The sequence below is a fragment of the Aquifex pyrophilus genome, assembly GCF_054656935.1.
The window spans coordinates 43,060-58,515 of record NZ_BAAHXJ010000004.1 but is presented as its reverse complement, the minus strand read 5'-3'; the positions used below and the strand labels follow the sequence as shown (position 1 = coordinate 58,515).

The following is a 15,456-nucleotide window of genomic DNA, read 5'->3' as shown; positions in this document are numbered from 1 at the left end:
ATGACACGGTTTATTAGATTCCTTACCGCCGGGGAGTCCCACGGGAAGGGGCTCACCGCCATTCTTGAAGGCATCCCAGCAAACCTTCCCCTTTCGGAAGAAGACATTAACCTTGATTTGAGAAGAAGACAGAGGGGATACGGACGCGGTGGAAGGATGAAGATAGAAAAGGACAGCGTTGAGATACTCTCGGGGGTAAGGTTCGGAAAAACATTGGGCTCTCCCATAACGCTCTTCATAAAAAACAGGGACTGGGAGAACTGGAAAGAGAAGATGGCAGTTGAGGGAGAACCTCCGGATTCCGTAGTTCCATTTACGAGGCCGAGGCCCGGGCACGCGGATTTGGCGGGAGGAATAAAGTATAACCAAAGGGACCTGAGGAACATACTTGAGCGTTCATCCGCTAGGGAGACAGCGGCAAGGGTTGCGGTCGGTGCGGTATGCAAAAAACTCCTTTCCGAGTTCGGTATAAAAGTGGGTAGCTTTGTTGTAAGCATAGGGAAAAAGGAAGTTGAGGAGCTGAAGGATAAATCTTACTTTGCGGAGCCCGAAAAGCTCCTTGAGTTTCACGAAAAGGCAGAAAAATCGGAGCTTCGCATTCCCTTTCCCGAAAAGGATGAGGAGTTTAAAGCTCTCATAGACGAGGCGAAGGAAAAGGGAGAGAGCCTCGGGGGCGTTTTTGAGGTTTTCGCGGTGGGTGTTCCGCCGGGACTCGGTTCCCATATCCAGTGGGATAAACGTATAGACGGAAGGATAGCCCAGGCGATGATGAGCATACAGGCTATAAAGGGCGTTGAGATAGGAATAGGCTTTGAGGCCGCAAGGAAATTCGGCTCAGAGGTTCACGACGAGATAGGATGGAGTAAAGAGAGGGGATTTTTCAGGTTCACAAACAGGCTCGGTGGAACGGAAGGGGGAATGACGAACGGGATGCCCCTCGTTGTAAGGGTTGCCATGAAGCCCATACCTACGCTTAAGAACCCCCTCAGAAGCGTTGATATAAATACGAAGGAGGAGCTAAAGGCGGGAAAGGAGAGAACGGACGTTGTGGCGGTCCCCGCGGCTTCGGTGGTGGGTGAGGCAATGCTCGCTATAATTATCGCGGACGCTTTCCTTGAGAAGTTCGGCGGTGACTTCCTTGAGGAGATAAAGGAAAGGTATAAATCCTATATGAAACACGTAAAGAGCTTCTAAGATGAGAATACTATCAATAGACACTTCTTACTCCTTTCTTAACCTCTCAATAATCGAAGAGGGAAAGGTTAAGTTTCTCCACTACATAGATAGCGATAAGAAAACCCTTGAAAACATGCCGAAAGTTTTGAACGATTTATGTATAAGACCCGAGGATTTTGACGCCTTTGCGGTTTCCGTCGGAGTCGGATATCTTACCTCTTTGAGAATAGGAGTCACCTTTGTAAAAACGTGGGCTTATACGCTTAAAAAACCTATAGTCTCCTTTAGGAATCTTGAGCTTCTTTCGGCGTTCACACACGTTGAATACCCCAAAATTCCCTATCTGAAGGTAAGCAATAACGTTTTTTACCAGATTGTTGAAGAGAATAAAAAAAGTGAAATAAAGATATACAAAGGGGAAAGTCTTAAGGGAACCGGTATATCCCTGGAAATCTTCAAAGAAGTTAAACTCGGGGATAAGCAGTTTTTTTATCCCTTCTTTCCCTTTTCCGCATATGGAGGAATATACGCCTACAGGTTTCTTGAGAAAAATCCCGAAGGGGAAAATGTATTTAGCATAGAACCTATATACGTTAAGCCACCCGTTGGTTAATTTCTTAGGTTTGCAAATATATACAGAGATAAAAAGTAGTAATTCCTCTCCTCAAAGTTTTCCTTTATGAACTTTTTAAGAGCTTTGTTGTAGGGAAGGAGTGAGATTGAGAAGTATGTTCTGCAGGAATAAAAATCCATTGATACATAAGAACACACCTTTTTAGGATTTGTGTTAAAATCTTCTGCAAGAGATTTTAATCTTCTCTTGACTTCCCCAAATCCTTCCGAAAGATGTATCCATATGGGAATTCTTATGGCGTTGAAACCCATCACTCCTTTGAACTCTTCAGCTTTACAGCTTTTCCTATTTATGTAAACCCATTCAGGATATAAAAGTATATCCGTTACAACGAATTTTTTAAAGATTTTTTCTGTAGTTTTTTTTAGCTTTTTCCAGATTTCGTCCTTATCGTATTTGTAAAACTTATCAAATATGGGAGGGAAGTAGTATGAGGGATTAATTACTACGTATCTATCATTCAGGAAACCCTCTGAACCGCCCAGGATGTATAAGCATTTTTCACCCTTATAAATATTGTGTTCTTTTATTGCTTCTATTATCCTTAGAGCTAATTCTTTAAGGCTTTTATCTCCCCACTTCTCATAGCCGAGGAGCAGGGAGTAAGCTATCCACATATTTCCGTCGGAAGCATCGTTGTAGTCTATAACTCCCCATTTACCTTCCTTTTCTCCCCATAACCAGGGAATTAGTCCGAATTTATTAAATCCCATATTGTATTCCATCCACCTTAAGACCTTGTAAAAGGTTTCCTTGTCTCCAAAAATAACGGATAGGAAAAGAGTATATCCTATGCCTTCCGAATGAGTAACGCCATTATTATGCCAATCGATAACCCTTCCGTCCTCTTGGATGACATTTTTTAGATAAATTTCGTAAGCTTTAAACAGAGTATCAGAAAATTTTTCGGTAAAGGATAAGAGAAATACGGAAAAAAGAAGAAGGAAGAATTTATTCAACATTTTTATGCCTTTTCCTTCTGTAGAGTTCAAGAAGTATGTAAAGAACTATACCGATTGCTATCGCGGTAAGCAGAACAACCAATAGATACTTCTTCCAGTCCTTGCTCAGCTCATACTTAACCTTTGTAGGTTGTGGTGCCTTACCCACAACGTATTTCTCATTCAAGTAAAAGGAGTAAGCTTCATCTATTTTCGGAAAGTATATAAGGAAATCCCCTTTTATGTAATAAGAGGTGCTCAGGTTAAATATAAGATTTGCAAAACTCTTTAACTCCTCCGTATCCGAGGAGTAAACGAGCGTAACTGTCTTCCCATCCTCGTAAGGAGATTCAAACATCTGTATGAATGAAGCTATTTCTCCGTTCGCCGTAATCAGGCTTATTACCCTCTCAAGTTTTTTCTTATCAAGCTCGCTTACGGGATAAACTACATCCCTGAAGCTCCACTTGAGGGGTTTTGTGTAACCCGTATTTCCGTCAATAAATAGTTTTACAGCTCCAGCCGTATATACGTTAGCAAGGTTGCTGTTGTAAGGACCAACAACTATAAGGTTCTTCCTGAGAACACTTTTATCCCTCCCCAGTTCATTAACTGTAAGTACGGTAAGGTAGAAAGGAGGATATTCCGTTCTTTGGGATATAAAGTAAACTATCTTAAGGGCTGCTGCCACGGTATCTGGGTCATTAGAGGTTAAAATTAAGGCTGTATCTTGGAGGTCTCCGTATATGGAGTAAGGATATCCCGCTGAGGCGAAAAACTCCAGGTAAGGCATTTCTGTTATATGGATACCTTTCGGAAGATATATATAGGACGTTTCTTTTAGTGTTATAACAAGATTTTTCCTATTATAAATTTCACAAAATCCTTCTTTGAAAGGTATAAGAGATGGAGAAATCCTAAAATTTCCGCTACCTTTAGGAAGAGTATAAGCATAAAATGTAAAGTGTTCCTCTTTCTTTTTACCTACAACCGGTATCTGAGTTAAGAAAATATCATTAGCAAATACATTAACTACTGAATCTTTTCTCACAACGGGCGGATATTCCATATCAAGGTAAAAGGTTATTTTATCTTTATCTCCCCAAAGAATGTCTGGGTATATCTTGTAAGGTATCCTCAGCTCAGGTTCGTATCCGTACCCCAGAGTGGTAGTTTTTATCCCCAAGTCCCTTAAATATACCTTTTTGCCTGTAGGTATAAATCCTGGGGCAGAATAAGGAGGAAGCTTTTCGGGTATCTTTTCCTTTACAATCTTAATACCTCTTGATTTAAATAAATTTATCCTTCCTATGAAATTTATTAGGACACTGCGGTATAAGTCCCTATAAGTATCACCCGTTATAACTATATTTTTAAATACCGGATTCTTGGGATTAGAAGTTATTAAAAAATCTTTATCAATCTTTTCCTTCACTAAACTACTTACGAAATTTCTAAGACCTATTATGTAGTTATCTCCCTTTTCCGATAACGTATCACTGACATTTATCTTGATATCTACATACTTGTATATATTTGCGAGGCTGCCTATAAAAAGGGATAGAGCTTTGAGGTAATCCCCATTTATAGCTTCAGTATCAATAACTATATTGACTCTATCAAAGTAGAGGTATTTAGGGTCGTATATGTAAGATTGGAGGGAAACCATCTCATCGGGAATTATCCTGTAAACGAAATTTATCTCTATGTAGCTCTCTCCCGTATATATGTCTGTCCACAGCTCGGGTGCACTTGGGTCTTCACAGTATTTTATGGTATAATGCTGATGAACAACTATATCCAGCGAGTTATAATCCTTAAAACGTTTTCCATCTACATTTACACTTATCACATCGGGCGAAAATATATTATTTCTATATTCATCACCGATTCTCCTGTATGCAAGGGCATATCCATTAAGCTTTACAATAATTTCCGACCTTTCGCTTACAAGAAGGGGAGAAGATACGTATTTGAGTACAACTTTCCCACTGAGAGGAATAAATCTATCCGGTATGGGAAATTTAAACCTATATATTGCTTCATCACCTCTCAGGTGGAAAACTTCTTTACTTAGGTCGTAATAATTCAGATATATCCTTAGAGTGTAAGTTCCATCTTTATTTTTCTTTATTACGTAGCCTTTAGACTCCTTCAGTTTTCCAAAAGAAAAACCTATCAGTATAACCAAGATTATAAGTGGCAATTTACGCATTCAAAATCCTCCTCCAGAAAATTAGTTCTTTCAGTTTAGCGAGAGTAAGCGTGAAGATATCTTTCCAATATACTAGCTTGGGTATTTCAGGGAGCTTCTTTATAAGAATGAAGTAATCTATAGGTCTCCTTCTTTCGTAAACAATCCAGTTATCAGCTCTTCCAAAAATTATTTCACTCAAAAACTCTTGGAATGATAAATTTGTATAATCAAATGTAAATACTAATTTTTCACCGCTCGCGTAATAAAACTTTCCTTTAAGAAGTCTGCTTTCCCTTGCGGGATTCGTAATAATAAACTCAACTTCCTCTCCCTCTTTAAAACGAGAAAGGTAATTTTTAAGTTCTTTTGTTAATTCCACCGCTATTCCGCCTAGGGATATATCTATAGCCTTTGTTCTTATGGATTTTCCATTTTCTATTATTTCAACTTCTGCATCAAGTTTAACTCTGAAAAACTTCCTCTTTTCAGCTTTTTCAGAAACTATTGCAAGTCCCGCGGTCAGGTTAACAAAGTTAAAGAAGAGCCAGCCCAAGTTAATAGCATACGCGTATCTCTGGTCTGTATAAAGGAAAAATTTAACAAAAGCGGTAACAATCCCAATTATAGTAAGTATCCAGAGAAGAACCACTGGCAGAAAAAGTTGAGACACAAAATTTCTTTCAACCCTTTCCCCTTTTGGAGTTACCTTAAAAGTTGGAGACCTGGGATTCCTTATTACGGAAATAAGTGCGGGAAAAATAAAGAGGGAAAGGACACTTTCATAAACTTCGGAGGATAAGAATGCCCTTACATTTCTGTAAAGAACAAAGGATACGAGATAATAGGAGAAAAGGGCAGGTAGGGGAAGTGCCAGCACATCATAAACTGAAGCGTTGTATATTTTCATTCCGAAAAATACAAAGAAAAAGGGAGCTATCAGAAATATAAATCTGGCGAATCCAAAAAACCAGTAAACACTTGCTGCAAGGTAATTTAGTTTTTGATACCACTTTAGGGGAAGGAGAAGGGGATTTTTCAGGAGAAAGATTTGAACCATTCCCTGAGCCCATCTTATCCTCTGTGTGACAAGTGCTGAAAAGGTTTCGGGTTGTAATCCTCTTATCATAGGTATGCCTATGTAGGCACTTTTTAGTCCTTTTGAGTGGAGGAGAAGGGCAGTTTCCGCATCTTCGGTTATAGAATCACCGGGAAGTCCTCCAAGCGACTCAAGGTATTTTCGCCTTATCAACGCGGCCGAACCGCAGAAGAAGGAGCTGTTCCAGAAGTCAAGACCTTTCTGTAACCACTTATAGAACATCTCGTTTTCTTGTGGCTGATGTTCAAAAATACGAAGGTTCTTCTCTATAGGGTCCGGATTGTAAAAGGCGTGAGGCGTCTGGACTAAGAATATATTAGGGTCCCTTATGAACCATCCCACCGTGTTTTCCAGAAAGTCCTTTGCAGGTATGTGGTCCGCGTCAAGTATAAGTATTAGGTCCCCATTTGTTTTCTTTAAAGCCTCGTTTATGTTCCCGGCTTTAGCTCCTGTGTTTTCCTTTCTCGTCAGGTATATTGCTCCCACCTTCTTGGCAAATTCCTGAAGTTTTTTTCTCCGTTCCCTTGCCTCTTTTGCCTTTTCAGGGTCCGGGTCGTTGCATTTCTGGTCCGTTCCCCCGTCGTCGAGTATGTAAACCTTAAGCTTATCCTTCGGGTATTCAAGCTTTAGAGCATTTAATACAGTAGGAGCTAATACCTCTAATGGTTCATTGTAGGTGGGAATGAAAACATCAACCGTTGGAAGTTCATCTTTTTTAAATGTATTTAACGGAATAACCTTTCTATTCAATGGCCTTAATGAAGCAAAAATACCGGTAAAAAACAAAAAGACCGCATATGCTTCCGCAAGGTAAAGCATTAATGCCGGTATAAAATCTGGAAACTTAATTTCGCTAACTAGTGAAACCGTAGTTCTCCAGTAAAAATACTTAAATACATTAAAAGAAGCCAGGATTATAATCGCAGTAAGTAGAAATTTCTTTAAAAAGTTTTCACTCCTATAGAAGTAGAATGCTAAAGCAAATAGAAAACTTATTCCAAATATAATCCATCCAAGAGGAATTTGAGAATGCATATTAAAATTTACAGATATTAGCATAAGAAATATAACTAATAAGGTTAGAAGTGTTAACCACGCTAGCTTTTCTACTGCCCTTATATTGCTAAAAAGTTTAAACATCTTATCCCACAAGTATTAGTATTATTAAAGTAATCAATAGTGCTACATTAAGCAAGTTTATTAGTATATTTACGTTGTTCCCACTTTCCGAATCTTTATCCTCCTTCTCAATTTCACGCTTTTTTAGGATAAATTCCTTTATGACTTCTATATCTTCCTTTAACCTTACCACTTCCTCTTTAAGTTCTTCATACTTTTCTAAAATTTCCTTCAAATTATTAGGTTCTTCTTCATACTTCTGGTGTTTTTGTGAAAACTTTTTAAACACATCTTCAGCATCTTTAACTTCTATAAGTTTATGATTAGCTTTTTTCTCAACTTGTCTGAAAACCTCACAGGTTTTCTCAAAAAACTTTATAAACTCCTCTCCACTTGAAAAGATAATGTCAAAGAATATTTCTCCGTTTGTTCCTATTGGTTTTTGTCCGAGCGTGCATAGAACTATGTCTTCCTTGTGGCTCAATTCAATTAGTAACTTCTTATGTAGAGATGAACCTATGGAATTTGAAAGAATAATTACTACATCTGGATTTTCATAGCTTATAAACTTAAATGCGTTTTCTACCTCTCTATCGTTTTCAAAGTTATAACCATATACCTTTATATCCATATAGGATGCTACGGACGATGTTTTTATCTTATTCTCAAACTCAACGTAGGAAGGGTCAAAGTCCTGTATATTTTTAAGAATTACTACCGTTACTTTCCCTTGGCTTGTGCACTTATTATGGAGTTTAAGAATCTTTTCTTGGAGTTCTAAAGATATATACATAACAAACCCCCTTTTGTATTAATATAATAAATATAATGGTAAAGAGAAGGGTAATAAGTTTATTAATTTATATTCCCCTACTTCTTGTAAGCTTCCCCACCTTCTCCCTTACGGAGAATGAGATAATAAGAATTATTAAAAAACTTGAGGAAGAAGGTCTTTATGAAGAAGCGAAGAAGTACAAGGAACTGCTAAAAAACAAAAAAATAGAGGAAAGAAGAGAATCTTCTGAAAATACGCAAAAAAAGGAAGAAAAAAAAGGCAAATTAAAGAAACAATCTAAGAAAGAAAAATCAAAGAGAAAATTAAAGGAGAGCTTGGTTATATGGAAGTATATCCAAGAAGACCCACAAAAAGCCATAGAGATACTTGAAAGGAAACCAAAAACCCCTGACAATTTAAAGGCATTAGGTATAGCTTACTACAACTTAGGGGATTACTTCAAGGCAATTGAGTATTTAAAAAATTATACAAAAACAAAAAAATTTAAGAGAGATAAGGATAAGTATAGGATTTACTTACTGCTGGCATACGCATATAAGAATGTTCTTGATGAAAAAAACTTTAAGAAATATATGCTCAAGGTTTATAGAAGTAAACCTGAACTCCTAACCCCTGCGGATAAGTTAAGTATTGCATTTGTTTTTCTAAACGAAGGACAACTTGATAAAGTTAGGGAAATTATTAATTCTCTTTCCTCTGAGGAGCTCAGGAAGTTAGATAGTGAAGCTTTATTAAACCTTTACGCCCTATATTACGTTAAGAAAGGTTATTTATTTCTTAAGAAGGGAAACTACGAGAAGGCATACGAGTACGCTAAAAGGGCACAGAAGTACAGACCTAATATGAGAGAGGCTATGGAGCTTGAGGCGTGGGCTTTACTTAACCTCGAAGATTACGATGGAGCTTTAAAACTTTTCAAGGAAATAGTTAAGTATAAAGAAACTCCAAGCATTTACTATGCATTGGCTCTTGCATATGCAAAGAAAGGAGATAAAAATGAGGCGGAAAAGTATTTAAAACTCGCTGAAAAGGAAGCAGATAGACTGCTTATGTACAAGATAGCTCAGCTTTATTACGCTCTTGGGGAAAAGGAGGACGCACTAAGGGTGTTGAATAAATTGAAAAAGGGCTATGCTAAAGTTCAGAAAGAAGATATGTTTGAGCTTGCAGAAGAAATAGAAGAAGTAGAAACTGAGGAAGAGTTAAAAGAACTTCCCTTTATTGGAGAAGAAAGCAGTAAAGAAAAGAAGGAGAATTTCAAAAAAAAAATAAGGAAAGAAGTGAGAAAGGAGAATAGTTCCTACTCTTACGTGCTTATGGAAAAACTAAAAGGAGAGGTTAAATCAGGTTTACGTTTTGGTCTCTTCTCTTCCTTCAAAAGTGGGGAAAAAGGTGCCGGAGCTTTATTCTCTCACAGATTTACACTTGAGGTTTTTCGACTAAAGGAATCAGAAATAAAAGCTTACGATTTGGCTACGGGATTAGATTTTTACTATCTGGATAGCGGAAAGCCAGAAGGGAATACCTGGGCAAATGTAGGACTGGGAGAGGAAGACGATAGCTATAAATCCTCCGTTTATGGAGTATCCCCTTACGTAAGGATTTATTACATCCATTACAAGGGGATATCGGGAGAAATATATCTTTCAACAACACCTATAGGGTTTGTGCTTTCCCCCGAATTAGTTTATAACTTTAGATTAGGCTATAAAAAGAATTATATAGAAATCTACAAAGAACCTATAAAAGAAAGCTTATTATCTTTCTCAGGAAACGAAGTGAATGGGCTTAAATGGGGAAGGGTTACAAAAGAGGGCATATCTTTAAGGCTTGAACTTCAATCAAAATTTTTTGGAATATCCCTTAAAAACAAGTATTCTTACCGAATAAAAGGTGAAAACACTATAGAAAATAAAGCTTTTGAGCTTACATTACTGCCCTATGTACAGCTACACAATACAACAGAAATGTTTGAAGGATACGAACATTTTATAGTTGGTCCCATGCTTTTTTATCAAGCTTTTGATAAAAACACAAATTTCTATACATTTGGACACGGGGGATATTTCAGTCCTCAAAGATTCCTCTTGGTTGGAATATTTGGGGATATAAGGAAGAAGTTTTCAAAGGATACTGTAGGAAGGCTAAGTGGGACTATAGGCTTTTTGAGTTTTGAGGAAGAACCTACAAGGAATTTTCCCTTTAGTGACGACTCTACCTATTACAATGGGAAAAGTGAAAAAACATTGGGATACTCCCTTAGGGCTTATCTCATACACTTATTTGATAGAAAGTTAAGCATAACAGGTTTTGTTGCCTTCGACAATTCAAAGGATTACTCGGTTATAGGAGCGGGAGGTTTTATAACCTACTACTTCAGCGGAACTGACTACCTTATGAATATTGAAGAAAGAAGTTTAAAGACAAACGAATACTTTAAAGAGATTTTCTGAGTATCGGGGCGACCGGACTCGAACCGGCGACCTCTGGCTCCCGAAGCCAGCGCGCTACCACCTGCGCTACGCCCCGTTCAGATAAAAAAATATAGCAAAAGAAAAAGGGAGATTAGGAGGAAGAGTTTTCTTTATTCTCCTCCGTGGAAACCGTTGCCTTTTGCTTTTCATACTCTTCCTTGGGAATGAATACGAATTCTCCGTCTTTATAATCCACAACTACCGTCATCCCGTCTTTTATCTCTCCTCTGATTATCTTGTCCGCAAGGGGTGTTTCTATGTATTTCTGGATTGTTCTCTTTAAGGGTCTTGCTCCGAACGCGGGGTCGTATCCTCTCCTTACGAGTTCCTTCTTTGCCTCTTCCGTTAGCTCTATCTTTATGTTCCTTTCCGCAAGTCTCTTGTTAACGTTGTTTATAAGGAGGTCTATGATTTGGGAAAGCTCCTTCATAGTGAGAGGTTTGAATACGATAATCTCGTCAATCCTGTTTATGAACTCGGGTCTCATGTAGAGCTTAAGCTCTTCAAGAACCTTCTCCTTAGCCTTTTCAAACTCCCTGTTTAGGGTTTCCTCGTCCGCATCCACGGGAATGTTCAGGAGATATTGAGAACCTATGTTTGAGGTCATTATGATAACGGTGTTTCTGAAGTCAACGGTTCTTCCGTGGGAGTCGGTGAGTCTTCCGTCGTCAAGAACCTGGAGGAAGAGGTCAAGAACTCTGGGGTGTGCCTTCTCAATCTCGTCAAGGAGTATAACGGAGTAGGGCTTTCTCCTTACCGCTTCCGTTAGCTTTCCGCCTTCTTCGTATCCAACGTATCCGGGAGGTGCACCTATTAGTTTTGCGATAGAGTGTTCTTCTTTGAACTCAGACATGTCAAGCCTTATGAGAGCGTCTTCGTCCCCGAATAGAAGCTCTGCAAGTGCCTTTGAGAGCTCGGTTTTACCTACACCTGTGGGTCCTAAGAACAGGAAGCTCGCTATAGGTCTCTTGGGGTCCTTGAGTCCTGCCCTTGCCCTTCTTATAGCTTCCGCTACAGCTTTTACCGCATGGTCCTGGTCAACAACCCTCTTGTGCAGTTCTTCTTCAAGTCTTAAGAGCTTCTGGGTTTCTTCTTCCTTTAGTCTTGATACGGGTATGCCGGTCCACTCGGATACGACTTCAGCAACGTCGTCCCACGTGACGACGAGTTCCTGGGATTTTTGATTTTCTAAAGCCTTTAACTCCTTCTCAAGCTTGACCTTCTCTATCTTGAGCTCCGCTTCCTTTTCGTAGTCTCCCTTTTCCGCAGCTTCCTTAATCTTCTCCTCAAGCTCTTCTATCTTCTTCTTAAGCTCCTTAATCTTTGCTTCAACTCCGCCCTGTTTCTTGAGGAGCTCCTGCTTTTGTTTCTCAAGCTGGGCTTTCTGTATCTTTAGCTGGGCTTCCCTTTCGTAATCGCCTTTAAGGTTTGCCTCTATTATCTCCTCTTCAAGGGCTTTTATCTTCCTCTCTATTTCTTGAACTTCGGGAGGAACGCCTATTACCTTCAGCTTCTTCCTCGCGGCTGCCTGGTCAAGGGCGTCTATCGCCTTGTCGGGAAGTCTTCTGAATGTTACGTATCTCTTCGTGAGCTTAACCGCAGCCTCTATTGCTTCGTCGGATATCTTTACCTTGTGATACTGCTCAAGCTTTGGTCTTAGTCCCTTGAGGATTTCTATCGTCTGTTCTTCGGTGGGTTCATCCACAAATACGGGCTGGAATCTTCTCTCAAGGGCAGGGTCCTTTTCTATATACTTCCTGTATTCGTCAACGGTTGTGGCACCTATGACTCTAATCTCACCCCTTGCCAGTGCGGGCTTCATTATGTTTGCCGCGTCAACCGCACCTTCCGCAGCACCTGCTCCTACAACGGTGTGTATCTCGTCTATGAAGAGTATTACGTTACCCTTTTCCTTTACCTCGTCAAGCAGAGCCTTTAATCTCTCTTCAAATTCTCCCCTGTACTTTGAACCCGCAAGGAGGGAAGCCATATCTATGGACCATATCTCCTTATCCTGAAGCTCAGGGGGAACCTCCTTGTTAACTATCCTTTGGGCAAGTCCTTCAACGATTGCGGTCTTACCTACTCCGGGGTCTCCCACGAGAACGGGGTTGTTCTTCGTTCTCCTGAGGAGTATTTCTATAACCTGGTTAATCTCCTTTTCCCTTCCTATTACGGGGTCAAGCTTGCCCTGCCTTGCAAGCTCGTTCAGGTTTACACCGAAACGCTCAAGGGGAGACTTTTCTTCCTCTTTGAGCTCCTGAGTTACGTCCTTCTTCATCTCTTTTTCACCTCCTAAAACTTGATTTATTAATTTACCCGCTATGGTTTCTTTTGCCTCTATTAATGCAGCCGCTATGTGAGCGGGGCTTACCTGTGACTCACCCTCTGATACCGCTTTATCCTGAGCTTTTTCAAGAACCTGGGTTAAATACTGGCTGTAATCAAAAGTGGGCTTCTTACCGAAAACCTTTTCCGCTATCTTGTCCATCACCCTGTCGGGAGATATACCGAGCTCTTTCACCTGTTCTATGAGTGAGGATTTCTCCAGAGCCTTCCTTATGAGACCATCTATTGAGAGTTTGTTTTCAAGGAATGCCTTTACATCCTCGGGAGGGAATACCGCACTCAGACTTTTCTCAACCTGTTCAAGCTGTCTCCTTATATTTCTCTCGGTTGCCTCAAGCTGTCTCAGTTCAAGCTCTAAGGTTTCCGCACTCCACCAGTCCCCGTATCTCCTCGCATACTCAAGCTCCCTGAGGAGCCTTTCCTTTGCGCTTCTTATCCTTGATAATTCCGATTGAACGTTTCCTATGTTTGACTTAACTTCCATTATCTGGGTTCTGAGGTTTATTAGGTTCTGGGCTTCCGCTTCTACCGCCTTTTCCAACTGGGAACGCAAATTTTCAAGGTATTCCCTTACCCTTTTCAGGAATTCTTTCCTCTCTATTCCCCTCTTTTCAAGGTATTTTGTTAAAGGGGATTTCTCATCACTGAGTAATGCGAGCATAAGGTGGTCAGTATCAACCTTAGTGTCTTTAAACTCTTTCGCTATCTCCTTTGCCCTTTCCAGATACTCAAGGGATTTAGCGGAAAAGAGGTTCTCACTTATCATTACCCTACCTCCTGTTTTGTTGTCTTTTATAATATTTCTTGAGTAAATTTTTGTCAAGTTTTTCTTTTTCGGAGTGTGTAAAAATAAATTCCTATGCTTACGAACCTTGGAAACTTCAGAAGGAGTAAATACTGCGGAGAGGTATCCTTAGAGGACGTGGGAAAGGAATTGAACCTCGCGGGATGGGTTCACAGGAAGAGACACCACGGAGGTGTTATATTCATAGATTTGAGGGACAGGGAGGGAATAGTTCAGGTCGTCGTTGAGGAAAAGAGCAGTCCGAGGGCCTACGAGATTGCGGACAGGCTAAAACCCGAGTTCGTCGTAGGTGTAAGGGGAAAGGTAAGGAGGAGACCCGAGGGAACGGAAAACCCGAAGCTAAAAACGGGATACGTTGAGGTTGTTGCTGAAGAAATTCTCGTCTTTAACATTTCCGACGTCCTTCCCTTCCCCGTTGAGGAGGAAACGCCCGTCTCTGAGGAGATAAAGCTCCGCTACAGGTATATAGACCTGAGAAGGGAGTCCATGAAAAATAACCTCATATTCAGACATAAGGTTTACCAGATAACGAGGAACTTCTTTACCGATGAGGGCTTCATAGAGATAGAAACCCCTTTCCTTACAAAGTCAACGCCCGAGGGTGCGAGGGACTTTCTCGTTCCCTCAAGGCTTCACCCCGGAAAGTTTTACGCCCTTCCTCAATCTCCCCAGCTCTTTAAGCAAATTCTCATGGTTGCCGGTTTTGATAAGTACTTCCAGATAGTAAGGTGCTTCAGGGACGAAGACCTAAGGGCTGACAGACAGCCAGAGTTCACCCAGATAGACTTTGAGATGTCCTTTGTGAGAGAAGAGGACGTTATGGACGTTGCGGAAAGACTGATAGCAAAGCTCTTTAAAGAGCTCCTCGGCGTTGAGCTAAAAACACCCTTTGAGAGGATTTCCTACCACGAAGCTATGGAAAGGTTCGGAACCGATAAACCCGACAGGAGGTTCGGACTTGAACTCATAGAGCTAACCGATATCTTCAAGGATACGGAGTTTAAGGTATTCAAAGCGGTCATAGAAAAGGGAGGGATAGTAAAGGCAATAAACTTTAAAGGTTCTAATCTCTCAAGGAAGGAGATAGACGAGCTTACTAAATACGTCCAGGGACTCGGGGCTAAAGGTCTTGCCTGGATAAAGGTGGAAAAGGATAAACTAACCTCTCCCATAGTTAAGTTCTTCTCGGAGGAGGAAACGAGAAAGCTCCTTGAGAGGACGAAAGCCGAGCCCGGTGATGTAATACTCTTTTCCGCGGATAAGAAGGAGATGGTTTACAAGATTTTGGGAAATCTCAGGCTACACCTCGGGAAGAAGTACAAGCTCATAGAGGAAGGAAAGTGGGATGTTTTCTGGGTCGTTGACTTCCCATTAATGGAGTGGGACAAAGAAGAGGGAAGGTTTGTGAGCTTACACCACCCCTTTACGATGCCGAGGGAAGAGGATATTCCTAAGCTAAGGGAAGCCCTTGAGACAGAGGATTTTGAGAAAAAGAAGGAGCTCGTTCATTCGGTAAGGGCGAGGGCTTACGATATGGTTTTAAACGGGGAGGAGATAGGAGGGGGCTCTATCCGTATCCACAGGGAGGACATACAGGAAGTCGTGTTTAAGCTCCTCGGGATAAGTAGGGAAGAGGCGAAGGAGAAGTTCGGATTTCTCCTTGAAGCTCTCAGATACGGAGCACCTCCCCACGGGGGATTTGCCTTCGGTCTTGATAGGGTAGTTGCACTCATGCTCGGTCTTGACTCAATAAGGGACGTTATTGCCTTCCCCAAAACTCAGAAGGGTATATGTCCCCTCACGGGAGCACCCGATTACGTTGACCCGAAGCAACTCAAGGAATTACATATAAAAGTAGTAGAATAAAGT

Annotated in this window: 9 protein-coding genes and 1 tRNA gene; 4 read left to right on the top strand and 6 right to left on the bottom strand. The window is 40.6% G+C overall.

Annotated features, from left to right (window positions below):
* Both aroC and ACYQZ0_RS03045 read left to right on the top strand, forming a co-directional pair.
* Positions 1–1,194: a chorismate synthase gene (gene aroC, locus ACYQZ0_RS03050; RefSeq protein ID WP_459775068.1), complete on the top strand. Its 1,194-nt coding sequence runs from the start codon at positions 1–3 to the stop codon at positions 1,192–1,194.
* A gap of 1 nt (position 1,195) precedes the next feature.
* Positions 1,196–1,789 (top strand): tRNA threonylcarbamoyladenosine biosynthesis protein TsaB, encoded by a 594-nt coding sequence (locus tag ACYQZ0_RS03045; protein WP_459775066.1) that lies wholly within the window; start codon positions 1,196–1,198, stop codon positions 1,787–1,789.
* Here the strand turns inward: ACYQZ0_RS03045 and ACYQZ0_RS03040 are convergent.
* From ACYQZ0_RS03040 to ACYQZ0_RS03025, 4 genes are read right to left on the bottom strand one after another with little or no spacing between them, the layout of a single operon-like run.
* On the bottom strand, positions 1,786–2,772 hold the full coding sequence (locus tag ACYQZ0_RS03040) for a family 8 glycosyl hydrolase (protein WP_459775064.1): 987 nt from the start codon (positions 2,770–2,772) through the stop codon (positions 1,786–1,788). The two genes, ACYQZ0_RS03045 and ACYQZ0_RS03040, sit on opposite strands and share 4 nt — an antisense overlap.
* Positions 2,762–4,966 carry a cellulose biosynthesis cyclic di-GMP-binding regulatory protein BcsB gene (locus ACYQZ0_RS03035; RefSeq protein ID WP_459775062.1) on the bottom strand — a complete coding sequence of 735 codons (2,205 nt, stop codon included), beginning with the start codon at positions 4,964–4,966 and terminating at the stop codon, positions 2,762–2,764. Before ACYQZ0_RS03035 ends, ACYQZ0_RS03040 begins: the two co-directional genes overlap by 11 nt.
* Positions 4,959–7,184 (bottom strand): UDP-forming cellulose synthase catalytic subunit, encoded by a 2,226-nt coding sequence (gene bcsA / locus ACYQZ0_RS03030; protein ID WP_459775060.1) that lies wholly within the window; start codon positions 7,182–7,184, stop codon positions 4,959–4,961. The genes ACYQZ0_RS03035 and bcsA overlap by 8 nt, the downstream gene beginning before the upstream one ends.
* Position 7,185: 1 nt before the next feature.
* On the bottom strand, positions 7,186–7,956 hold the full coding sequence (locus tag ACYQZ0_RS03025; RefSeq protein ID WP_459775058.1) for a hypothetical protein: 771 nt from the start codon (positions 7,954–7,956) through the stop codon (positions 7,186–7,188).
* Between the two features lie 35 nt (positions 7,957–7,991).
* Between ACYQZ0_RS03025 and ACYQZ0_RS03020 the strand changes: the two genes are divergently transcribed.
* Positions 7,992–10,412 carry a cellulose synthase subunit BcsC-related outer membrane protein gene (locus ACYQZ0_RS03020; protein WP_459775056.1) on the top strand — a complete coding sequence of 807 codons (2,421 nt, stop codon included), beginning with the start codon at positions 7,992–7,994 and terminating at the stop codon, positions 10,410–10,412.
* A 3-nt stretch (positions 10,413–10,415) separates the two neighbouring features.
* Here the strand turns inward: ACYQZ0_RS03020 and ACYQZ0_RS03015 are convergent.
* Positions 10,416–10,488: transfer RNA gene (locus ACYQZ0_RS03015), tRNA-Pro, on the bottom strand.
* Positions 10,489–10,524: 36 nt separating this feature from the next.
* Complete coding sequence (locus ACYQZ0_RS03010) at positions 10,525–13,548, bottom strand: AAA family ATPase (RefSeq protein ID WP_459775054.1); 3,024 nt, start codon at positions 13,546–13,548, stop codon at positions 10,525–10,527.
* 93 nt (positions 13,549–13,641) lie between these two features.
* Between ACYQZ0_RS03010 and aspS the strand changes: the two genes are divergently transcribed.
* A complete protein-coding gene (gene aspS, locus ACYQZ0_RS03005) occupies positions 13,642–15,453 on the top strand; it encodes an aspartate--tRNA ligase (RefSeq protein WP_459775052.1) in 1,812 nt (603 codons plus the stop codon).
* Positions 15,454–15,456: the final 3 nt, after the last annotated feature.